General features: G+C 38.8%; 19 protein-coding genes, 1 other RNA gene and 1 pseudogene. 7 read left to right on the top strand and 14 right to left on the bottom strand.

Annotated elements, in window-relative coordinates:
* The first annotated feature begins 643 nt into the window (after nt 1-643).
* The 4 genes and pseudogenes from DCC39_RS14075 to DCC39_RS19500 all read left to right on the top strand — a co-directional run bounded on the left by DCC39_RS14075 (nt 644) and on the right by DCC39_RS19500 (nt 3,415).
* Nucleotides 644-973, top strand: coding sequence for a PadR family transcriptional regulator (locus DCC39_RS14075; protein ID WP_116555537.1), 330 nt, complete (start codon nt 644-646; stop codon nt 971-973).
* The gene (locus DCC39_RS14080; RefSeq protein ID WP_116555538.1) at nt 963-1,823 is read left to right on the top strand and encodes a permease prefix domain 1-containing protein; all 861 of its coding nucleotides are present in this window, start codon (nt 963-965) and stop codon (nt 1,821-1,823) included. The genes DCC39_RS14075 and DCC39_RS14080 overlap by 11 nt, the downstream gene beginning before the upstream one ends.
* A 19-nt stretch (nt 1,824-1,842) precedes the next feature.
* The gene (locus tag DCC39_RS14085) at nt 1,843-2,886 is read left to right on the top strand and encodes a TolB family protein (protein WP_116555539.1); all 1,044 of its coding nucleotides are present in this window, start codon (nt 1,843-1,845) and stop codon (nt 2,884-2,886) included.
* A 314-nt stretch (nt 2,887-3,200) separates the two neighbouring features.
* Nucleotides 3,201-3,415: pseudogene (locus tag DCC39_RS19500) on the top strand (hypothetical protein).
* Between the two features lie 469 nt (nt 3,416-3,884).
* On the opposite strand, the gene DCC39_RS14095 reads toward DCC39_RS19500, so the two are convergent.
* The 10 genes from DCC39_RS14095 to DCC39_RS14140 all read right to left on the bottom strand — a co-directional run bounded on the left by DCC39_RS14095 (nt 3,885) and on the right by DCC39_RS14140 (nt 13,802).
* Complete coding sequence (locus DCC39_RS14095; protein WP_116555540.1) at nt 3,885-4,334, bottom strand: DUF2188 domain-containing protein; 450 nt, start codon at nt 4,332-4,334, stop codon at nt 3,885-3,887.
* 85 nt (nt 4,335-4,419) lie between these two features.
* Complete coding sequence (locus tag DCC39_RS14100) at nt 4,420-5,850, bottom strand: FMN-binding glutamate synthase family protein (RefSeq protein WP_116555541.1); 1,431 nt, start codon at nt 5,848-5,850, stop codon at nt 4,420-4,422.
* A 24-nt stretch (nt 5,851-5,874) separates the two neighbouring features.
* Nucleotides 5,875-6,120: a hypothetical protein gene (locus DCC39_RS14105; RefSeq protein WP_116555542.1), complete on the bottom strand. Its 246-nt coding sequence runs from the start codon at nt 6,118-6,120 to the stop codon at nt 5,875-5,877.
* A 92-nt stretch (nt 6,121-6,212) separates the two neighbouring features.
* A complete protein-coding gene (parC, locus tag DCC39_RS14110; protein ID WP_116555543.1) occupies nt 6,213-8,645 on the bottom strand; it encodes a DNA topoisomerase IV subunit A in 2,433 nt (810 codons plus the stop codon).
* 13 nt (nt 8,646-8,658) lie between these two features.
* Nucleotides 8,659-10,632 carry a DNA topoisomerase IV subunit B gene (gene parE / locus DCC39_RS14115; RefSeq protein WP_116555544.1) on the bottom strand — a complete coding sequence of 658 codons (1,974 nt, stop codon included), beginning with the start codon at nt 10,630-10,632 and terminating at the stop codon, nt 8,659-8,661.
* A gap of 274 nt (nt 10,633-10,906) precedes the next feature.
* A complete protein-coding gene (locus DCC39_RS14120; RefSeq protein WP_116555545.1) occupies nt 10,907-11,323 on the bottom strand; it encodes a CoA-binding protein in 417 nt (138 codons plus the stop codon).
* A gap of 78 nt (nt 11,324-11,401) precedes the next feature.
* Nucleotides 11,402-12,538, bottom strand: a complete 1,137-nt coding sequence (locus DCC39_RS14125; RefSeq protein WP_116555546.1) for a THUMP domain-containing class I SAM-dependent RNA methyltransferase — start codon at nt 12,536-12,538, stop codon at nt 11,402-11,404.
* 122 nt (nt 12,539-12,660) lie between these two features.
* An RNA gene (rnpB, locus tag DCC39_RS14130) (RNase P RNA component class B) lies at nt 12,661-13,044 on the bottom strand.
* Between the two features lie 85 nt (nt 13,045-13,129).
* Nucleotides 13,130-13,444: a cell division regulator GpsB gene (gene gpsB, locus DCC39_RS14135; RefSeq protein ID WP_116555547.1), complete on the bottom strand. Its 315-nt coding sequence runs from the start codon at nt 13,442-13,444 to the stop codon at nt 13,130-13,132.
* 115 nt (nt 13,445-13,559) lie between these two features.
* Nucleotides 13,560-13,802, bottom strand: a complete 243-nt coding sequence (locus tag DCC39_RS14140; protein ID WP_116555548.1) for a CotD family spore coat protein — start codon at nt 13,800-13,802, stop codon at nt 13,560-13,562.
* A gap of 398 nt (nt 13,803-14,200) precedes the next feature.
* Here DCC39_RS14140 and DCC39_RS14145 point away from each other — a divergent pair, with 398 nt between their 5' ends.
* Entirely contained in the window at nt 14,201-14,998 is a 798-nt protein-coding gene (locus DCC39_RS14145) for an enoyl-CoA hydratase (RefSeq protein ID WP_116555549.1), read from the top strand.
* Between the two features lie 97 nt (nt 14,999-15,095).
* Here the strand turns inward: DCC39_RS14145 and ectB are convergent, their stop codons facing one another.
* From ectB to DCC39_RS14165, 4 genes are all read right to left on the bottom strand, one after another.
* Nucleotides 15,096-16,376 (bottom strand): diaminobutyrate--2-oxoglutarate transaminase, encoded by a 1,281-nt coding sequence (gene ectB, locus DCC39_RS14150; protein WP_116555550.1) that lies wholly within the window; start codon nt 16,374-16,376, stop codon nt 15,096-15,098.
* Between the two features lie 40 nt (nt 16,377-16,416).
* A complete protein-coding gene (gene ectA, locus DCC39_RS14155) occupies nt 16,417-16,944 on the bottom strand; it encodes a diaminobutyrate acetyltransferase (protein WP_338066564.1) in 528 nt (175 codons plus the stop codon).
* Nucleotides 16,945-17,288: 344 nt separating this feature from the next.
* On the bottom strand, nt 17,289-17,675 hold the full coding sequence (locus DCC39_RS14160) for a YppE family protein (protein WP_116555552.1): 387 nt from the start codon (nt 17,673-17,675) through the stop codon (nt 17,289-17,291).
* 112 nt (nt 17,676-17,787) lie between these two features.
* Nucleotides 17,788-18,321 (bottom strand): MerR family transcriptional regulator, encoded by a 534-nt coding sequence (locus DCC39_RS14165; protein ID WP_116555553.1) that lies wholly within the window; start codon nt 18,319-18,321, stop codon nt 17,788-17,790.
* A 270-nt stretch (nt 18,322-18,591) separates the two neighbouring features.
* Between DCC39_RS14165 and recU the strand changes: the two genes are divergently transcribed.
* Together recU and DCC39_RS14175 are read left to right on the top strand one after the other, a co-directional pair.
* Nucleotides 18,592-19,212 (top strand): Holliday junction resolvase RecU, encoded by a 621-nt coding sequence (gene recU / locus DCC39_RS14170; protein ID WP_116555554.1) that lies wholly within the window; start codon nt 18,592-18,594, stop codon nt 19,210-19,212.
* Nucleotides 19,205-21,775: a PBP1A family penicillin-binding protein gene (locus DCC39_RS14175; protein ID WP_116555555.1), complete on the top strand. Its 2,571-nt coding sequence runs from the start codon at nt 19,205-19,207 to the stop codon at nt 21,773-21,775. The genes recU and DCC39_RS14175 overlap by 8 nt, the downstream gene beginning before the upstream one ends.
* Nucleotides 21,776-21,929 lie beyond the last annotated feature (154 nt).

Genomic DNA, 21,929 nt, shown 5'->3' on the forward strand with positions numbered 1-21,929 from the left:
TCGTATTATAATAAGCTTAATTAGCATGAACGGCTTTGTAATTTTCAAATGGAGTTGGATAGATTAAAATGATATAATCTTAGTATAGTTGCATACAGCTAGGTGAGCGGCCAAAACCTCCACTTAAAGAAGAGGGGAGGTGAGGTCCAAGTGATTACGACAGACATAGCAAACGTCATTTTAGGATTCGGCATCTTCGTATTGACATTCGTGATGGTTGTGGTCATGATCTTTCAACAAAAAAAGTAATCACCCCTAGCTGTCCCCGGCTAAATTGGTGATTACTTTTTCACATGATTACGCTGGCCGCTCTTCAAAGCGGGCGACTATCCTAGACGCAGATGCTGGCAGCATCTGCGTCTTTGTATGATTACCCTTATTGTATTACAATTATTCATTCTAATCAAGAAAAGAGCTGCTGTTCTACACGACGATCCGATTTAGTGTTATGTGAACATTTAACCATTAAAATGGGTTTTCAACACTATAATCCGATTACTCGACTTTAAATATCCTTTGATGAGTTTCTAAGGAAGATGCCGAAGCTCCATCAAATTCACTTTCATGCGAACATTTAACTTGTAACACGATGTACATCGTATTACAATGTTGTTATATTAAAATCGAAAGAGGCGATGGAGAAATGGATAAGGAAATGATGAAAGGCAGTATAGATTTATTGCTTTTATCATTGATTGGACAACGTGATGTATATGGGTATGAAATCACCAAAACGTTAAAGCATTTAAGTGATGGAATCTATGAAATGAGCGAAGGCACTCTTTATCCCGCACTAAAACGCCTGGAACGAAAACAATGTGTAACTTCTTATTGGAGTCAAACGCCGGTTGGGAGACGTAAATATTATCGTATTACCGATTTGGGTAAAAAGGAACTTGAAGCTAAGAAGAAAAATTGGGATTTCATTCACAACCTGGTGAAAAGAAGTTCGGAGGGATTAGGTGAAATCTAATTTTGAACATTATGTTGAAAAAATACTAAAGCAAACCGCATGCGGAAATGAAGAAAAAGAAGACATCAGCGAAGAGCTCATGACCCATCTGGAACTTTTAAAAGAGGAATTAATGAGAGAAGGAATGAATGAGAAGGAGGCTGAATTGGAGGCGATGGAACGTTTTGGGCCAGAGAAGGAGATAGGATGCCAATTGCAACAGTCCATTTTTCCGTACCGAAAAGAGCTTATGCTTACATTATCTGTGTCTTCCTTTATTTTTTCCATCAGTGTGTATTTGCTTTTGCTATCTATTGAAGGGGATGCACTTATTGGATGGTTGATCCCATCTATGTTTATCAATTCATTGCTCTTCCTTATCGCTTTAAATCAAGTTGTTGGATTTAACCGCAGACGGTGGATGAATAGCATACTCATTACTCATATTATTATCGACTTATACGGATATACGATTGTATCCTCTTTCGATCATACAGCTTTTTTGCCAATCGCAATTCTAAATTGGTTGATCATTCTTTTGGCACTCTTTCTAGTTTATCAAACAACCATTTATGAGATGAACTTACAGGGGGAAATAGTTAAAGAGGCAAAACGTCTGCACTTAATTAATCTTGTTTTAGGTGCCGTGGTGGCTGGTGTTGCATTATTCTACCTATGGGTTGGAATGTGGCTGTTTGGCGGGTATCATCCACTCATACTGCTTATGATGATTCCTTTTGTGTTGTGGATATTATTATATTTTTTGCAGATGAAGTTACTAAAAAAACATAAAGGAAGCGCTTTTGTTATCGCTATTATTTCTATTTTGATTAATGCTTTGATACTCATTTATATCTTTTTCCCATTTTAACAGACTAAGGAGTTTTACTATGAAGAAAAGAAAGTGGTTGTGGCTTTTCGCCACCCTCGTCGCCATTAGCACGGCTATCCTCATCGCCGTTGGCTTGCTGTTTAGCAAAGGAGAAAATGAAAAACGAAACGGGTTGTCAGGAGATTTTGATATATCTGTACAAGGAACGATCGCTTATGTCAGCTACTCAGATGGTAAACCGGAAATTCACTTATACAACCCTAAACGGTCACTGGAAATGAAAGCCTTAGAATTAGAAAATGACAAATTAATTTTAGATCCGAGCTTTTCAAATGACGGTTCCATCCTGGCCTATATCTCTACGAATAAAAATTGGGATGAAGAATTAGCAAGTACCGTTCATCAATATGATCTTGAAACAAAGGAAGATAGGGAGCTATTTTCTGTCCCATCGGCCATTACTGAAATCGAATTTTCACCGAAAGGGAAGTCATTGTTTTACTTGCAGGCTGGGGTGTTCAAGAACTATTCACCGATTGCAAGTAAACGTCCGCATGACTTTGACCTGCATGAGTACAAATTTGCGGATAACAAACAAATCAAACATACAAACCTAAAGAAATACTCAATGGATTCCCTTAAAAATGCACAAGACGGTAAGTCAGTATTTGTACAAATGCCGGATGATGCGGACGGAGAAACAGCTGAAGACAGCTTTGAATTAATTCAGCGGATTTTCCAGATTCCTCTAGACCAACCGACAAACCTAAAAGTTGTTAGCGATCCTGACCGCAAAACCGATATCTATGACTTTACCGTACTTCCGAATAAAAAAGAATTCATATTTCAATCGGTTAGCAATCCAGACTCAGGGGATACCTTTCAGTATGAATTATACAAATACAATGCAGAGACAAAAGAGGAGCAGCAACTGACGAGTCTAAAGAAATACACTGAAAGCCCTGTGATTGGTCCTGATAACAAAATTTACTTTATGGTCGATAAGCGTTTTGGCCAAAAAGGTGGGGATTATCATCTCTACCGGATCAATATTGATGGAACGGAAGTTAACGAAATTCCTCTTCTGAATAACGATGAATAGAACCGGGACTTAAAAGAGGAAGGCAAAAGAATAAACTGGAAACTTCTTGGCCCCTTCATTTTGGAGAGGGGCGGGAGGTATATCCATTTTGCCGAATTAAAGGGTTCCTAATAGCCGAATTTTCGAAGCTTTACCAAACAGTCCTGAGAATTAATGCTTATTCAAGTTACTTTCGTAATTTGGGTTCATTATTTAAAAGCCAAATCATTGTACAAATGGCTTTTAGGTAGAAATCAATACTTGTCGATTTAAGGAGATTTCAAAATTTGAATAAGAAAAAAACAAAGAATATATATGGAGTTTTATCAATCTTGATGGTATTGATCAGCATATTTACATTTTTTATTCTCAGAGGACCAAATGTAAATTTGTTGTTAATGATTATAATTCTTGGTTCTCTTTCACTACTTGGAATAATTTTTGCTGTAATTTCTAAGAGGTGGCTACCGGGGGCAATTGGTGTTTATCTAATGGTGCGGTGTTAGTTTGTGTGTATTTCTTATTATTAGCTTACGGAATAGCTGGTTAAATTTCACTGGCTTTAACGGAATAAGGGAACTCCATATTGTCTTGGAGTGTCATGATCACATGAAGAAGGGTTCAAGAAAGAATTCGAAAGATCTTCAATAGCGTATACCTTTATTGTATTACAATTATTCATTCTAATCAAGAAAAGAGCTGTTCTTTCATAGATCAGCTACGTAATGGGTACTCGAGCTTAAGATCGGGATTGCTGCGGCAACTCTTATTTTTTTGCACTAACATTGCTGAAATTTGTTGAATAGAATTCATTTTTGATCAAAATTTATTTCAAAGTAAAACTTGAAAGGGCAACACACATAACACCGTTCAAATATCCATGAACGGTGTTATGTGTGTTCCAGTTGTATTGTTTATAATGTACTTAGCTTCGTTTTTAATTAGTTTACATAATATATATTATCAGAATCAATTGATAAAAAAAATCTAAGCAAAATTTAGGTTTGCTTAGCCTGTATTTAATCTTTATAAGAATATGTCTTTTGGACATTTCCGTCGTTTTTGTAAATAATTACATTTACTCCTTTATTTTGAGCGATCTCTTTAGCCCGGCTGATTGCATCTTTTTTATATTTAAAGACTTTGCTTGGTTTTTTACCCCCTTTTACTTGTACAGCCCAACCATCGGGATGGGGAATCACACATTCATCATGATCAAGCAATTCGGAGTGTGCATTGTCTTTATTATTTGATCTTTTTGTAACATCTTCATTTTTCATGAACTCTTTAATTTCGTCCTTGCCATGATGCTCCACCCATTTTTTTGCTTGATCTATAGCAATGGGGATAGCCCGGCCTTCTTCGTAGCCTTCGTCTAACATAGCATTTGCTATTTCGATTGCTTTTTTACGTACTGGTTTTTCCAAATTTTTCATGGAAGCTGGGTAATCGTCCATATCCCATACCATTGAACAGCACCTCCATTCAAGTGTTTTAAAGTCAATTCCCGAAACAGGATAAATTAAAACAAACTTAACTGAAGGTGCGTTTTATTTAGTGAATCTGTTGTTCTGGGCTTTGGTTTTCATTTATTTGGGCCATTTCATGCAATGGTAAATCTGTAAAACCTTCAAAAAACTGCTCTTGCTCTTCTGGAGCCACATAACCTAGATCAATCCCAAGCGCTCTTGATAAAAAGGGATCTAACGAGCATAAATCGGAAGCGGAAACGTCTGATAAGCTTGTTTTTCCTAATGAATAACAAACAAGACTCATTTCTTGTGTTGCAGCATTGAGGTAATTAAATAAATTGTTGGCCCCTCTATCGACGTCTAATTGTTCGGTTGCTTTTGCGTTATAAACGGCTAAGCTAGTCGGGGCTTCAAAAGGCAAAACTTTTGTCATTTGATCGCCGACTAATGCCATGACAGCAATTGTTCCAATGTAAATGGCGTCAGCGCCTAATGCGAGTGCCTTTAAATATTCTCCCGGGGTTACAAGGCCGCCAGTTGCAATTAAACTAACATCGTTAGTTGCTCCTTTTTTCGCTAAAAATTTCGCTGCCCTCGAAAGTGCAAATAACGTCGGCAAGCCTACATCATCTTCTAAAATTGGAGCTGCTGCGTGTGTGCCCCCCTCTGCGCCGTCAATGGTAATGAAATCAACACTTGCTTCAAGAGCGATTTGGATTTCTTTTTCAAGATGATGGGTTGCTGCAAATTTCAACCCAACAGGAACACCAGTTTCATCCTTCAATTTCCGGACGAGTTCTATAAACTGTTCCTTTGTGTCTACTGCAGGCAGTCGGGAATGAATCAATGCATCTTCCTCTTCAGAAACGCCGAGCACTTCTCGGTATTCTTCTCCAATATTTTTTGCTGCGGTTCGTTGAGGAGTTGAACCCTGGGCTCCTTGTCCTAATTGAATTTCAATGGCATCCAGCCTTTTATATTTGTCAGGAGTATTCAGCCAGCCTCCCCGATTATACTGCCCGATTAATAGCGATGCTGCTTCCCGTTCTTCTTCCATTAAGCCTGTTTCACCAGTATTTGTCGCCGTTCCAATTTTTGATGCGGCTTTTGCAAGGGCAATTTTTGTTTTTTTGCTTAATGCGCCGCCATATGACATTGCCGCAATCATGATTGGTGTAGAAATTGTTAAAGGCTTTTTCGCGTTTTTTCCAATTGTTACGGAACTTGAAATGTTGACATTTTCAGGTGTTGGAAATCTGTGCAAATGTACGGGATTGAATAAAAGCTTATCCCACGGAGAGAAACGCATATGGCTGCCAAGTGGCCTTCCCGGGGGAATTCCCTTTTCAGCTCTCATGACGTTTTCCATTAGATTAATGATTCCAACTTTTTTTGCAACAGGCACCATTTCAAATATGTTTTCAGTATATTGATCACGTGTTAATCGTTCCAACGCTTTATCTACGACTTCATTTGCAATTTTTCTTGAAAAGCTGCTTACTATATTAAACATTCTGATCCCTCGCCTACGTGATCATTATTGAATTTCATTTTGCATTTCGTCAACTTTTTGTGAAAGTGCTAAACAAATCTCTTTAATTTCTCCCAATTGTCTTGAAGCGCTTTGCTCTTCGATTGCGATTTGATTAAGTTTATCGTCTCCCATGTTTGTTAAGTCTTTATGATGTTGTGTCTCAATAGAAGATAATGTCCCTGCAATCGTTTGAATTCGATTTAATTCTGAAGATAAATAAGAAAGTGTATTTTGCAATTGATCACTCATGGTTATCACTCCTTAGATTGATGTCTACCTTATTTTGTGATATTTAAGAAAGTTTATTCGTTTAGGCAAAAGAAAAAAGACCATCCCGGTCTTTATTCTTCTAAAGCGATTTCTTCCACCCATACGTCAATGATTGCCCCAATTTTTTTACTATCGGCAACGAAAGAGCCGTTGCTTTGCAAGTCACTCAAGCGTAAGGTTGATGAATGTATTTTGACGATTTCGCCCTTCTCTGTTCGAATATTAAGCTGTCCAAATTTTGTTACCGGAATAAATGCTATGACTTCATGAGGATTTGCTTTAAGTTCTCTTAAAATCGCCACACCTCTTCTTGCGCGCTTTGAACGTTCAAAACGTGTGGCAGGCATTTTTTTCACAGCGAAGCGATGTGTCACGACTAGAAGATCGAAATCAACATTCTCATCTAAAATAATACCGCCAACCACTTGATCATTTTCTTTCAAGTTTATCCCTTTCACGCCTAAAGCTCTTAACCCGATCGGATTAACTTCTTCCAAATTAAATCTCAAGCTATACCCTTGTTTTGTTGCAAGTAAGAGATCTTCATTCCCTTTCGTTACATAAACATTTATCACTTCATCATCATCTTTCAATCGAATGCCCATTAAGGCTCGATTAAAGCGCTGTGCTTTGTAAAGAGACAACACACTTTGCTTTACGAAACCATTTTTCGTTAAAAACAGCAGATTAAGATCTTCTGTGAAATGAGAGACGCCGATTGCTTCAATGATCTTCTCGTTTTCATCAAAAGTAATAAAATTGGAAACATGTTGCCCTGGCTCTTTCCAGCGAATATCCGGCAGCATATGTACTGGAAGGTATATAAAATTTCCTTTATTCGTAAAAAGAAGCAGTGTTTCCGTTGTATTTATCTCTAGTTTCCGCAATAGGCGATCGCTTTCTTTCATACCAAGATCTTCAAAGTTTGAAGCGGAATATGAGCGTAAACTTGTTCTTTTTACATAGCCGTCTTTTGTAACTGTAGCAATGACATCTTCTTTCGGCACCACGACTTCTAAATTGATTTTAATTTCTTCAATCGCATCTTCTATTTTCGTTTTTCGTTCATCATTGTATTTTTTCTTAACATCGGCCAATTCTTTTTTTATGACGCTGATTAATTTTGATTCACTTTTTAAAATGCTTTCTAGTTGTTTTATTTTTTTCTCTAATTCTGAAGCTTCCTTTTGAAGTGTCTTCACATCTGTATTTGTTAAACGATACAGCTGCAATGTGACGATGGCTTCTGCTTGCGGTTCAGTAAATCCATACAGCTTGCTTAACCGGTTTTTCGAATCGCGTTTATCTTTCGATTCCCGAATTGTGGCGATGACTTCATCCAGGATGGAAATCGCCTTAACTAGTCCTTCCACAACATGAAGGCGTTCTTTCGCTTTGTGCAAATCAAATCTCGATCGGTTTGTAACCACTTCTTTTTGATGATCGATATAAGCTTTAAGAAGCTTTTTTAACCCCATTAGTTGCGGTGTTTTGTTATAAATGGCAACCATATTAAAATTGTAAGTTACTTGTAAATCCGTATTTTTATACAAATAATTTAATATGCCGTCCGCATTTGCATCTTTTCTTAATTCAATCACGATTCTTAACCCAGTTCGGTCAGTCTCATCTCTTACTTCAGCGATTCCTTCCAACTTTCTGTCAAGCCGGAGTTCATCCATCTTCTTTACGAGATTGGCTTTGTTTACGTCTGCGGGAATCTCAGTTATTGTAATTTGCTCGCGGCCCCCGCGCAGCGTTTCGATCGAAGCAACACCCCGGACAATGATCCTTCCCTTACCAGTTTCGTAGGCTTTCTTAATGCCTTCAATCCCTTGAACAATGCCGCCTGTTGGAAAATCAGGCCCCTTAATAACGGTCATGAGCTGTTCCAGTGAACAATCAGGCTTCTCCAGTTGCATGATAACCGCATCAATCACTTCACCTAATTGGTGTGGAGGGATTTCAGTTGCATAGCCTGCCGATATCCCTGTTGAACCGTTTACGAGTAAATTTGGATACATTGCAGGCAAAACAACTGGTTCGTCGGTCGTGTCGTCGAAATTAGGTGCAAATTCAACTGTCTGCTTCTCAATATCACGCAACAGCTCTGTCGTTATTGATGAGAGACGCGCTTCTGTATAACGCATGGCTGCGGGCGGGTCTCCATCGATGCTGCCATTGTTGCCGTGCATTTCGATTAGATTATATCTCACTTTCCATGATTGGCTCATTCTGACCATTGCTTCATAAACCGATGAATCACCGTGAGGATGGAAGTTGCCAATTACATTCCCAACCGTTTTTGCGGATTTTCGGTATGGTTTTTCTGCCGTGTTCCCATCTTGATGCATCGCATATAAAATTCTTCTTTGAACAGGCTTTAAGCCATCCCTCACATCTGGCAAAGCCCGATCTTGGATAATGTATTTGCTGTAGCGGCCAAACCGATCTCCGATGACTTCTTCAAGGGGCAGATCGAGAAATTTTTCTGCTTGTGACACGTATCAATCACCCTCATTCTAATTCTAGTTCTAGCTGCAAGTTCTCATTATCTAAAATATTTGTTTCTTCGTTTAGCCCTAGCCCGAATTCAACATTTGATTCAATCCATTGGCGCCTTGGTTCAACCTTGTCTCCCATTAAAACGGATACCCGCTTTTCGGCGCGAGCCACATCATCAATTGTCACACGAATCAAAGTCCTTGTTTCAGGATTCATCGTCGTTTCATAAAGTTGATCGGCATTCATTTCTCCCAATCCTTTATAACGTTGGATTGAATACCCTTTGCCTACATTTTTTATTGCTTTTTGAAGCTCCTCTTCATCCCATGCGTATTCAATTTTTTCATTCTTTCCGCTTCCTTTGCTGATTTTATAAAGTGGAGGCAATGCGATGAAAACTTTTCCTGCCTCAATCAATGGCTTCATATAGCGATAAAAAAATGTAAGCAACAACACTTGGATGTGGGCGCCGTCCGTATCCGCGTCAGTCATAATAATCACTTTGTCATAGTTTGCATCTTCGACAATAAAATCAGGACCAACGCCTGCCCCGATGGCGTGTATGATTGTGTTGATTTCTTCATTTTTAAATATATCATCAAGCTTTGCTTTCTCTGTATTGATTACTTTGCCTCGCAAAGGAAGAACCGCTTGGAAACGCCGATCTCTGCCTTGCTTTGCCGATCCCCCCGCAGAGTCGCCTTCCACGAGATAAAGCTCATTCTTTTGCGTGTTTTTCGAAGTTGCAGGGGTTAATTTGCCACTTAAAATGGTTTCTCTTTTTTTCCCGCGTTTTCCCGACCGGGCTTCTTCTCTCGCTTTCCGTGCAGCCTCTCTAGCCTGTGAAGCACGGATGGCTTTTTTTATAAGCATTTCAGCCGTTTGTGGATTTTCATCTAAATAATAGGACATCTTTTCAGATATGATGGCATCCACAGCCGAACGTGCTTCGCTTGTACCTAGTTTACTTTTTGTTTGCCCTTCAAATTGCAGCTTTCCTTCCGGAATCTTTATAGAGACGATCGCGGTAAGCCCTTCACGAATATCATGCCCTTCTAGGTTTTTCTCTTTTTCCTTTAATAGCTGTGCTTTTCTAGCATAGTCGTTCATAATGCGGGTCATGGCTGTTTTTGCCCCGGATTCGTGTGTTCCTCCGTCTTTTGTTCTTACGTTATTGACAAAAGAAAGAATATTCTCAGTAAACCCGTCATTGTATTGGAAGGCGAATTCGACTTGGATATCTGCTTGAGTTCCTTCGAATGTAACGACAGGATGGAGAGTTTCTTTGTTCTCATTAAGATATTCGATGAAAGCCTCAATCCCTGATTCATAAAAGAACCGATCACGGCGATTATATCTTTCATCAATTAAATCGATCATTAAGCCTTTCGTTAAAAAGGCAGATTCGCGCAATCGCTCGCTTAACGTATCATAATTGAATGTGGTAACAGAAAAAATAGCTGAATCGGGTTTAAAGTGAATCGTTGTGCCCGTTTTTCTTGCTGTTCCAGTCTCTAGAAGGGTTGTAGCTGGCTTCCCTCCATTTTCAAATCGCTGCTTATAGGAATGTCCGTCACGATTGATTGATACTTCAAGCCACTCGCTAAGCGCATTTACTACTGACGCACCAACGCCGTGGAGGCCTCCGCTTGTTTTATATCCGCCTTGGCCGAACTTTCCTCCTGCGTGAAGAACGGTTAAAATGACTTCGGGTGTAGGTTTGCCAGATTGATGCATGCCGACTGGCATTCCTCTCCCCTCATCCTGAACACTAACACTATTATCTTCATGAATGGTAACGATGATTTTATTTCCAAATCCAGCCAATGCTTCATCAACTGAGTTGTCAACGATCTCATAAACGAGATGATGAAGCCCCCGGCTATCTGTGCTGCCAATATACATTCCTGGGCGCTTTCGAACCGCTTCTAACCCTTCTAGAACTTGTATCGTATCATCGTTGTATTCAACGTTGGTTCTTGTCATGTAAAAAGTCGAGCTCCTTTCAATACTGCGATAATCCAAGTTTACCATAAGGGAACGCGCGTTTCCATTTTTTTAAAAATATAAAGAAAGTAGAAATTTGTCACTTTCGCATATTTAGATTAATCCGGCTTCTGACCTCTGGCTTCTATAAGAAAGACACGTCAGCGTTTTTCTTATAGAAGCAGAAGACGTAGCATAATTAGAATAGCATAGTTATTGAAAAAAAGAACCCGGCTTTCGCCGAGTTAATTGTAGAGAGTAGAAGAGAAAGGAACTACCTATTTCTATATTTTGCATGCTCCACCTTTATGCAACGATTCATCACAACAGTAACGCCATTCTTTTCAGCGTATTCTCTCGCTTCTTCATTCTCAACACCAAGTTGGCCCCAAAGGACGTCCGCTCCGATTTCAACTGTTTCTTTTGCGATTTCCGGAAGGAATTTGCTTTGGCGAAATACATTCACTACATCAACATGGCCATCAATGTCTTTTAAAGAGGAAACGGCAGGTATTCCTTTCCACTCTTTAATCATCGGATTCACTGGAATAATTTCATACCCTGCATTTTGCATGGCCTCAGTGACCCCGTAAGATGTACGTTCAGGATTGTCCGACAACCCGACAACTGCTATTCTTTTCTTTTCGTTAATTATTTTTCGAATCGTTTCTTCTAAATTACCTGTCGCCATTTCTACCACCTCTTTTTTACTTTCTATTCTAACATGAATTATATTCCATTTAGAATGGATTTCCAAAAATCGGCTTTTCTAATTATTCTTTCCCCGCAAGCCAAAAAATTGATAATAATCTGTCTTGATATTCCCATTATATAATTTTCGCTTTTTTGAAGCTTTTTTCCCATAAAGTTTTTCAAAGTCTTCATTAGAAGTGATAACGTAAACAGACCACGATGGAAAACGTTTAAACGCTGCTCCCATGCTGCGGTATAATTGCTCAACTTTTTCTTTTTCCCCTATTCTTTCACCGTAGGGGGGGTTGCATACGACAACGCCATGCTCCTTTGAAGGGTTAAAATCAGCTACTTGCATTTGTTTAAATTCAATAAGCTCGGATAATCCTGCTTCAGCGGCATTATTCTTTGACAAGTCCACCATTTTGTGGTCAATGTCCGAACCAATAATATCCAATTTCCGATCGTATTTTGCAAGATCTTCGGCCTCTTCCTCAGCACGCCTCCAGTTTTCAGGTGAAATAATTGGCCAATTCTCACAAGCAAAGTTTCGATTAAATCCGGGTGCAATATTTTGCCCAATCATTGCCGCTTCGATGGGAATCGTGCCAGAGCCGCAAAATGGGTCAACAAAAGGCTGGTCGTACTTCCAATTAGCCAACATAATCATTGCGGCCGCCAAAGTTTCCTTCAATGGTGCCGTGTTATGTAAGTAGCGGTATCCGCGTTTATGCAGCCCTGTTCCACTCGTGTCAATGGAGAGTGTTGCAATATCTTTATGGAGGGCAATTTCAATTCGAAATAACGGCCCGGTTTCCTTAAACCATGTGACATGGTACCGTTCTTTTAAACCTTCCACAATCGCTTTTTTAACGATCGATTGGCAATCAGGTACACTATATAATTTCGACTTTACGGACTTTCCAATAACCGGAAATTCCGCATCCTCTGGAAGAATGTCACCCCAAGGAAGAGCTTTCGTCTGTTCAAACAATTCTTCATAGCTTGTCGCTCGAAATTCACCTATTTTAAGCTTTACCCGATCAGCTGTCCGAAGCCACATGTTTGAACGGCAAATTCCCAATGCATCGGAATCGTATGTAATTTTTCCATTTTCAACTTGAATATTTTCAAAGCCTAGATTCCGCACTTCTCTCGCAACTAATGCTTCAATTCCCATTGCAGCAGTTGCAATTAATGTAAACTTGTTCATATGTTCGACCCCAATGTATATTTATTACTGAATATCCCTAATCATAAAAAAGAGCCCTTATAAAAGCAAGGGCTTGTCTATATAATGCTCATTATATTAATTAAATAGCCAAGTTAATAACGTTCTATAAGCCATGTTTTGTGCCCTCGTACTGCAAACGGGATTAACCTTGTACTTGGGTGGTAATCATCTATCTTCGAATCTTAACATTCGACCTTCTCTCCGTTCATTTCCTTCGAGAAAGCTCCCCTACCATAATTTGGGTTTCTCGCACGCGGGGTTTACCTCGTTCCACTTCCCCTGTTTCCAAGAGAACTCCGTCACTGTGGCACTTTTATAGGTAGACACCATATCAAGAAGACTTAGGTGTTTCCCAGCCGTTAATTCAGTCGCAACCGAATTACCCTAACTTATTGTTTCGTTAGGCGCGAATACTACGGTCATCGCAGACCGTGCGAGCATGGACTTTCCTCTACATAATGAATATGCAGCGATTACCCGAACGCTATTAACTTTTAACGACTATTCTTCATTATAATATGATATAGAAATCATTTCAACTAGTAAGTATTGGCATAACTAAAAAAGATGTTAGTCTTCATCATGTAATTTACTTCCAAAAACGTGCTTTTCCAAATTAGACAATCGTTTTAAAATATCGTAATTCGTATTCCCGGCAGTCGTCGTATTGCGTTTTTGAAGCTCGCTTAACTTATTCAGCTCCCTATTTAAACGAGCATTCTCCTTTTTCAAGGCTTCAATTTTATCTTGAAAACGATCATAATCTTTTATAACGATATCTAGAAATTTATCGACTTCGTCTTGCTTATAACCGCGAAAACCTGTTTTAAAATCTTTTTCTAAAATTTCTTTCGGTGTCAACTGAATGTTATTCTCGGCCTTCATCTGGTCACCTCACTGTTCAATGCATTTAATGCTATTTTTTCAGAAGATAAAGAAATTGTCAATTTCCTTTTGTTATCAAAGAACGAACCCTTTTAGGTTCGCTCTTGCTGAATCATTAACGATGAAATCCTCCAGGACAGCCACAATTCACATGCTGATGGGACACATCACAGCAATGTGAAACAGTGTGCGGACAGTAATGCTGGTATTGGATAACTTTATGATGATTGTACTGTGTGTGCGTAGGGTGGATAACTGGCACAACATACGGTTCATAAATATCTTTCACAATTCTCCGCGTTGGGCGAACGATTGGCGGCAAAGTAGTAGGACGCCGATTAGAGAACAACGGTGGCATATAAATTCCTCCTTTATTCTAGGTTACACTACTACTTTATGTTAGCCTATTCAAACTTGTAATAGGACAGCCAACCATCTTTTTGTACACTCACTTAAAATGTATTAAATATTCGCTTCAGAACCTAAGGAATTCATTAAAACAAAAGTTAAAACGATGACAACAAAGAACAAAAACAAGATCACTTTTTTCACGATTACCTCTCCGACTTTGTATATTACGTCTGCCATCTATATTTTACGATACATTTCTAAATTTACAACAGGAAAATCACGCATAACCTTGTCAAAAGAAGTAACTTTGCTATAGACTTACTATTTGTACCATTTAGAAATATATGTTAAATTAGAATTAGTTTTCTGAAATTTTGATTTATTCTATTAGACGGAGGGATGAAATTGGAATTCATATCTTATAAAGAGAACGGAAAAATCGGAACGATTACACTACAAAATGATAAGCAGCGCAATGCGTTGTCACTGCCTCTCATTCAAGAACTAGATCATTTACTAAAAAAAATTGGCACTGAAAAAAACGTTAATGTACTTATTTTTGAAGCGGAAGGAAAAGTATTCAGTTCCGGCCATAATTTACGCGAGGTGGCCAATCAACCTCAACAGGATGTCCTGCATTTATTTCAAGAATGTGCGAAAATGATGCGGACTTTAAGAGACATCCCTCAAATTACAATCGCGAAAGTTCATGGAATAGCGACCGCCGCAGGGTGCCAGCTTGTTGCTGCGTGTGATTTGGCTGTCGCAAGTGAACGTGCTCAATTTGCCACACCTGGCGCGCATATCGGTTTGTTTTGCAGCACTCCAGCTGTCTTTGTTTCACGTAATGTTGGCCGAAAAAAGGCGGCTGAAATGCTGTTTACAGGGGATTTTATTACAGCTGATGATGCCCTTCTTCACGGTTTGGTTAATAAAGTAGTTCCCCATGAAGAGCTGGAACAAGCAACAGAAGAGCTAGCCCAATCAGTCGCAAGGCATAGTTTGGCGGTCTTAAATATTGGAAAGAATCAATTTTATCAACAACTTCAAATGGAGGACTTCCAGGCCCTTAATTATTCTTCGGAAGTCATTTCCTTAAACAGCTCACATCCCGATGCCATTGAAGGCATCTCCGCATTCCTTGAAAAACGCCAGCCTGAATGGAGCGACAGAAGCAATATAGAAATGGACAAAGTGAAATGAAAGAGGATGTTCAAAAAGTCCGGCTACCCTCCTTTTTGAACACGCGATTATAGACAAATTTATAGCAGGAGCCATAATGGCACCTGCTATTTTCGATTTATTTGTTTAAAACGGTTTGAACGCTTTCTTCTACGATGGCGAAACCTTTCTCTAGACCCTCTTTGTCAATAATTAAAGGGGGCAGAAACTTAAACACTTCGCTATTTGGACCTGAGGTTTCCATTAATAGCCCTCTATTAAATGCTTCATTGCAAATTTGCTCTGAAAGGCCTTCAATTTCAGAAGCGATCCCCTGCATTAATCCCCTTCCCCTTTTTTCGCCTTTTAATTCTTTATATTCTTCAATGACATGATCGATAAATGAACTCACCATTTCTGATTTCTCTTGGATTCCATTTGAAAAATCTTTATTTTCCCAATAAGTTAACGCTTCGCTTGCAGCGATAAATGCCAGATTATTTCCCCTAAACGTCCCATTATGTTCAGCAGGCTCCCAAATGTCATGCTCACTTTTAATAAGTGTGATTGCCATCGGCAGGCCGTATCCCCCGATAGATTTTGACAAACATACGATATCTGGTTTGATCCCTGCGGGTTCAAAGCTAAAAAATGTGCCTGTTCTACCACAGCCCGCTTGGACATCATCGACAATTAGCAATATATCGAATCTTCTGCATAATCTCTCGATATCTCTAAGCCATTCATAGCTCGCAGCATTTATCCCGCCTTCACCTTGAACCGTTTCGAGAATAATTGCTGCCGGCAATGCAACTCCACTTCCGCTGTCTTCTAAAAATCTCTCGATATATTCAATTGAACGGTTACTGCTAAAATAATCGTCATAAGGCATAGAAACTGTATGGCTCAAAGGAATTCCAGCACCATGTCGTTTGAAGGAATTTCCTGTAACGGAAAGCGAACCAATTGTCATTCCATGAAAAGCGTTCGTAAAACTAATCACCGTTTCACGACCGGTTACCTTACGAGCAATTTTCAAAGCACTTTCAACTGTATTTGTACCAGTTGGCCCCGGAAACATAACTTTATAATCTAAATTTCTTGGTTTAAGTATCACTTCATTAAATTGTTCCAAAAATTTCCCTCTAGCTACTGTGGCCATATCCAAACTATGGGTAATCAAGTCTTCTTCTAAATATTCGATAAGCAGCTTTTTCATTTTATCGTTGTTGTGGCCGTAGTTTAATGTACCGGCTCCGGCAAAAAAGTCGATGTATTCTTTTTCGTTGACATCCCATACTTTATAACCTTTTGCTTTTTTAAAGACCGTTGGAAAACTCCGGCTGTAGCTTCTTACATTAGACTCATATTTCTCGAAAACTTCCATTTCCATTTCCGGCTTTACTTTAACAGTTATCATTAAGTTTACATACCTCCAGCAATTATTATTTTAGTTAAAATCATGAAAGCGGGCCTATGCGATATGTCCATTCGGTTTCGTGAGAAGGATCGGGGAATTGTTCTTCTAAAAAGCATTCACTTACTTCACATGTTGCCTCTAACTTTTTCGCCAAACCTTTAAACAAATTGTTAGAGGCAATATTTGAGGGAGTTACGGTGGCTTCAAGATAATGAATATCCTTATGATCCAATTGGTAAAGAAGTTTTTCCAACAACGATGTGGCCAATCCTTTCCCTCTTTGGGATTCGTCAACAACAACTTGCCATACAAATAATGTGTCAGGTGCATTCGGCTGTAGAAACCCTGAAATAAAGCCTACAACTCTGTCATCAATTTCCGCCAAAATCGACGTTTTATTAAAGTATTTCCCCCACATTAAATAACTGTAGGATGAATTTAAATCAAGCACTTTTGAATTTTTTACAAGTGTATACATCGCGGCGCCGTCATTCTCAGTCGGCTCCCGGAAATTCAGCTTCCCTTCTTCGTTGATTTCTTTCGTTGATTGATTCTTAATCTTTCCCAGTCTGTGTCACCCCCCATTCACATTTTTGAATAAAATTTATATAGTTGTTAGCATATCGGTAACAATTTTTAAAATCAAAATGGGTAATCAAGGTTTATCGCGGTTTATTGTCTATAAATGGGTGTATGCCGTAAATCGCCTTGTGTTTCCTTCTAAAAACGCCGATATCATCTATCTAAGGATATAATCATACTGAATTTCGAACAATCAGAGAGTTATTTGCATGATCGTAGAGCCAAGTTAGACAGATTGGGAATCATTCTCTCTCACTCGCTTATATGAGAGTATAAGCTAAATAAAAAAACAAAAAATACTGGAATTTCGACCAGTATTTTAATAAAAATTTACGATTTTAATTGGGAAAGCATCGTATTTAATACATAATCAACTGATTTAATCATTTCAATAAATCGCCGTTCATTGAATTTTCTTGCTGCCGTATCCTTTTGAAAAGCTTGTACGGAAGTGATTAGTAAATTTTCAAACGCGTTCTCGATTTGAATAGGATAAAGATATTTTACTTGTCCCTCGCCCAACCATTCAAGGGCCGCTTCTTTCCATTTTCCTGCAACTTTAAGGACTTCATCCGAAAATGGTTTCACTTCATTATAAAAATCCGATTCGTACCCTTCATGTTTCGTATGTTCAACATATTGGCTATATGCCTTGTTATTTAAATCCAATAATTTTTTCGTTAAATTTATTAAAGATTGTTCACTGTTTCCAGCCATGACTTCCACACCTCCAACAGCACTTATCCTATCAAAGTTTTAACAAGAAAAGTACTGTTATATGGCATTTTTAGAAATTAGAAGTTGGGTTGGTTTGCATTTTTGATATTTTTTAAAAAAGGCTTAAAAGGCTGGCTAGCCACTTTCTTTTTGGAACATTTTTATCTTTCGGCTTAAAAGGAATAATCTCCGCTTCTTTTTTTGCTGCTTTTAATTGTTCCATTTCCTTTTCTAGTTTTTCAATTTTTTTATGAAGGCTATCGATCTCTCTTCGGTGCTGCAAAATTTGAACGCTCACAACATCTGCCGCCTTTTTCTCTAATTGTACTTCCACATCCTCCAATCTTGAAAACATCGTATCAAATTTTTGAACCAATTCGGCAACTGTCACTTGTTGTTCTGGACCCACGTTATTTGCCTCACTCTTTTGTGAAGCTTGTCCAAGTTCAATTTGAGACATAGGCAAACCAAGGTTTAATTGCCTTTTTATATATTTTAATTGCATAATATCTTTATCGCGAAACAAATAATGGCCGTGTTCATTTCTTTCGCAAGGAATATTGAAATACTTTACCCATCTTTGAATCGTCGTAGGATTTACACCTAACTCTTCAGATACAACTTTCGTTTTTACCGCCATTTCCATTAAAAAACCCTCCCGTATATTTTCGTATTGACATATATTCTATGCCGATTCATTCCTCCCTTCCCACATGACAAAAGTAGTAGCGATTCGTCAAAGAAAGCGCAAATTTGTCACATTTTTTAACAGGAAAGTTAACTTATTTTATTTGCTTTTTTCTCATTCACGGGTAAAATCAAGTCATAAGGTAAAAAGGCTATCCACAACGGCGCTAACATAGTCTTTTAACTTTTAAGGCTTTTTAATAGTCTTTAAAAAAGGGGAAATCAGTTCATGCTTCATTATCCAAACGGAAAAAAAAATATCCGTGCGGCAAAGAACCGAAAACAGGAAAACTTCTCAAATAAACATGCGAATCGCGGTATGACATTGGAGGAAGATCTGAACATTACAAACGAATATTATTTAAGTATTGGAAAGGCAGTGATTCATAAAAAACCGACACCGGTTCAAATTGTCAATGTCAGCTATCCGAAACGAAGTGCGGCTATCATAACGGAAGCTTACTTTAAATTGGCTTCAACAACCGATTATAATGGAGTATATAAAGGGAAATACATTGATTTTGAGGCAAAAGAAACAAAAAACAAAACGTCTTTCCCATTAAATAACTTTCATGCGCATCAAATCGAACATATGAAAAAAGTGGATGAGCAAGGTGGCATTTGCTTTGTTATTTTAAAATTTGTATACCTTGATACGATCTACTTTTTGGAAGCGAAGCATTTATTTTATTTTTGGGACAACCAGTTTCAAAACGGAAGAAAATCAATCCCGTTCATGTATATCGAAGAAAACGGAATACAGATTCCTTTAGGCTTCAACCCTAGAGTCGATTATCTTTCGATCATTGATAATATTTATTTTTCGAAAGGCAGGATCAATCATGACTGAACAATATCGTTCAAGGACAGAACGACGAAAAATGAAAAAAAACCCAAAAAAAACAAAGCGCAAAAAAGGAATGGTAAAGCGCATTTTTACTGCTTTATTATTAATTTTTCTCATCTTTTTCATCGCTGGAACGGTTACTGTCTTCGCCATGCTAAGGGGCACTCCAGAATTAAATCCTGAATTATTAAAGGATCCGGTTTCGTCCAATATCTATGATAAAGATGATGAAGAAATCGCTACTGTGTCAGGCGAAGAAAATCGAGAGTTCGCATCTATTCAGGATACCCCTGAACTTGTACAGAATGCTACCCTAGCCATTGAAGATGTGCGATTCAGAGAACATTTCGGCCTTGATATTCGTCGAATAGGCGGAGCAGTTCTTGCGAATTTTAGAGAAGGATTTGGATCTGAAGGAGCAAGTACAATCACGCAGCAAGTGATCAAACGATCCTTTTTAACACCGGAAAAAACTTTGAAAAGAAAAGTACAGGAAGCATATTTAGCGGTTAAGCTTGAACAAAATTATTCAAAAGATCAAATCTTGGAAATGTACTTAAATAAAATTTATTACGGAAAAGGGGCATACGGAATAAAAACGGCGGCAGAAACATATTTTCAAAAAGAGTTGGATGAATTAACATTATCCGAAGCCGCTCTACTTGCCGGTCTTCCGCAGCGGCCGAATTATTATGACCCGACGAAAAACCCTGAAGCAGCTGAAAAACGAAGAAATACGGTCATAGCAGCAATGGTAAAGTATGGATTTATTAATGAAGCACAAGCTGAAGAAGCAAAAGAAATAAAAGTTGCAGATATGCTTAATCCTAAAGAAAAAGAACCAAGAAAATATGAAGCGTTTATCGATCAAGTGATTAGGGAAATCGAAGAGGTTGAAGGCCTATCTGAAAGAGATATATATGAAAGTGGATTAAAAATTTATACAACACTGGACGTAAGTGCACAAGAAAATACGGAGAAAACCTTGAAAGACGATGCTATGTTCCCTGATGATAAGTTCCAGGCAGGTGTTGTTTTAGTTGACACAGAAACAGGTGAAGTAAGAGCCATCGGAGGCGGCCGTAATAAGAAAAAAGGAAATTTCAACTACGCCATCCAATCCAAACGCCAACCTGGTTCAGCGATTAAACCGATTCTCGATTATGGTCCGGCGATTGAACATTTAAAGTGGTCTACTGGGAAAATAATTAAAGATGAAAAATTGGTTATAAATGGGCATGAAATTCGAAACTGGGATCGTTCGCACCGTGGACAAGTGTCCATGCGAAAAGCGCTTGAACAATCATATAACGTGCCGGCGGTAAATACATTTCTGGAAGTCGGCGCAGACAAAGCAAAAGAATTTGCGGCAAATCTTGGCATTGAACCAAAAGAGGAATTGGAACCGGCTTATGCGATTGGTGGATTTAAACATGGGATTTCCCCGCTCCAATTAGCTGGTGCCTATGCCGCATTCGGTAATGAAGGGATTTACCATAAACCACATACCGTAAGGAAAATTGTCTTTCCTGATGGACGAGAAATCGACAATACACCTGAGCCTGTTGCAGCGATGAGTGACTACACGGCATATATGATCACAGATATGCTTAAAGATGTTGTAAGAAAGGGAACAGGTACAAGAGCGCGAGTACCCAACCTGCCAATGGCTGGTAAAACAGGAACAACAAACCCGCCGCCAAATATCACTCACGGTACAACGGATGGCTGGTTTGCCGGCTACACGACAAGATATGCGGCTGCTGTTTGGACGGGATATGATAAAACAACACAGGAACAATATGTTAAAGAAGGAAGTACTATTGCCCAGCGCATCTTTAAAGATGTGATGTCGCATGCTTCGGAAGGGATTGATACTCCGGATTTCAAAAAACCAGATTCTGTTATTGAAGTAGCTTTAGAAGCGGGGACAGAAAAAAAACCAAGCCCATTCACACCGAAAGATAAAATTGTTTATGAACTCTTTGTTCGTGGTACTGGGCCAAGTGGAATTTCACAAACCTATAATAAGCTGGGAGCTCCGACTGGATTAAGTGCAAGCTATAATGAGGAATCAAATAGTATTACACTATCTTGGAACCACGCGAAAGAAGGCAACGTATCCTTTGCCATTAGCATGTCTGTGGACGGAGGCGAAGCAACGTCATTGCCGTCTACTGGCGGATTAAGTATATCAGTGCCTAACGTTCAAGCGGGGTCAACCTATCAATTCCAAGTTGTCGCTATTGATGAAAGCACAAACCAAAAAAGTGATCCAGCGTCAGCTAGCATTAAGATTCCAGATCCAACAGATGAGGAGGAAACGCCTCCTGAAAATACAGAACCAGAACCGCCAACAAATGAAGAGGAACAGCCATCACCTCCTCATAACGACAATCAAGAACAAGAAAATGGTAATAACAATAATAATGGCGAGAATGGCGAAAAAACTGACCAAGAAAAGAAAAAACCGGGAGACCAAACAAATGAGGAAAACGAAAACACAGAAACCAATACAAAACCTGAACAGCCGCCCACACCGCCTAGAAAAGAAGAAGAGGAATAAATAAAAAATAATTGCATCGCGCAAACTTTGCCGATGCAATTATTTTTTCTCGTTTTTTTTGGTAACTTTCTGTACCGCATGTTTTTTAACTAAACATACATGACCCGCCGGGTCACAAACTTGGGATGAAAATGGTTCCATCCAATAGTTACCA

The organism is Pueribacillus theae (genome assembly GCF_003097615.1).
In the GTDB taxonomy this organism is placed as follows: Bacteria; Bacillota; Bacilli; order Bacillales; family UBA6769; genus Pueribacillus; species Pueribacillus theae.

Bases quoted from the DNA above. Each gene is read 5' to 3' on its own strand.
- DCC39_RS14075 (WP_116555537.1), top strand. From the start codon at position 644: ATGGATAAGGAAATGATGAAAGGCAGTATAGATTTATTGCTTTTATCA.
- DCC39_RS14085 (WP_116555539.1), top strand. From the start codon at position 1,843: ATGAAGAAAAGAAAGTGGTTGTGGCTTTTCGCCACCCTCGTCGCCATT.
- DCC39_RS14095 (WP_116555540.1), bottom strand. From the start codon at position 4,334: ATGGTATGGGATATGGACGATTACCCAGCTTCCATGAAAAATTTGGAA.
- DCC39_RS14100 (WP_116555541.1), bottom strand. From the start codon at position 5,850: ATGTTTAATATAGTAAGCAGCTTTTCAAGAAAAATTGCAAATGAAGTC.
- DCC39_RS14105 (WP_116555542.1), bottom strand. From the start codon at position 6,120: ATGAGTGATCAATTGCAAAATACACTTTCTTATTTATCTTCAGAATTA.
- parE (WP_116555544.1), bottom strand. From the start codon at position 10,632: ATGACAAGAACCAACGTTGAATACAACGATGATACGATACAAGTTCTA.
- DCC39_RS14120 (WP_116555545.1), bottom strand. From the start codon at position 11,323: ATGGCGACAGGTAATTTAGAAGAAACGATTCGAAAAATAATTAACGAA.
- DCC39_RS14125 (WP_116555546.1), bottom strand. From the start codon at position 12,538: ATGAACAAGTTTACATTAATTGCAACTGCTGCAATGGGAATTGAAGCA.
- gpsB (WP_116555547.1), bottom strand. From the start codon at position 13,444: ATGAAGGCCGAGAATAACATTCAGTTGACACCGAAAGAAATTTTAGAA.
- DCC39_RS14140 (WP_116555548.1), bottom strand. From the start codon at position 13,802: ATGCCACCGTTGTTCTCTAATCGGCGTCCTACTACTTTGCCGCCAATC.
- ectB (WP_116555550.1), bottom strand. From the start codon at position 16,376: ATGATAACTGTTAAAGTAAAGCCGGAAATGGAAATGGAAGTTTTCGAG.
- DCC39_RS14160 (WP_116555552.1), bottom strand. From the start codon at position 17,675: ATGGCTGGAAACAGTGAACAATCTTTAATAAATTTAACGAAAAAATTA.
- DCC39_RS14165 (WP_116555553.1), bottom strand. From the start codon at position 18,321: ATGGAAATGGCGGTAAAAACGAAAGTTGTATCTGAAGAGTTAGGTGTA.
- recU (WP_116555554.1), top strand. From the start codon at position 18,592: ATGCTTCATTATCCAAACGGAAAAAAAAATATCCGTGCGGCAAAGAAC.
- DCC39_RS14175 (WP_116555555.1), top strand. From the start codon at position 19,205: ATGACTGAACAATATCGTTCAAGGACAGAACGACGAAAAATGAAAAAA.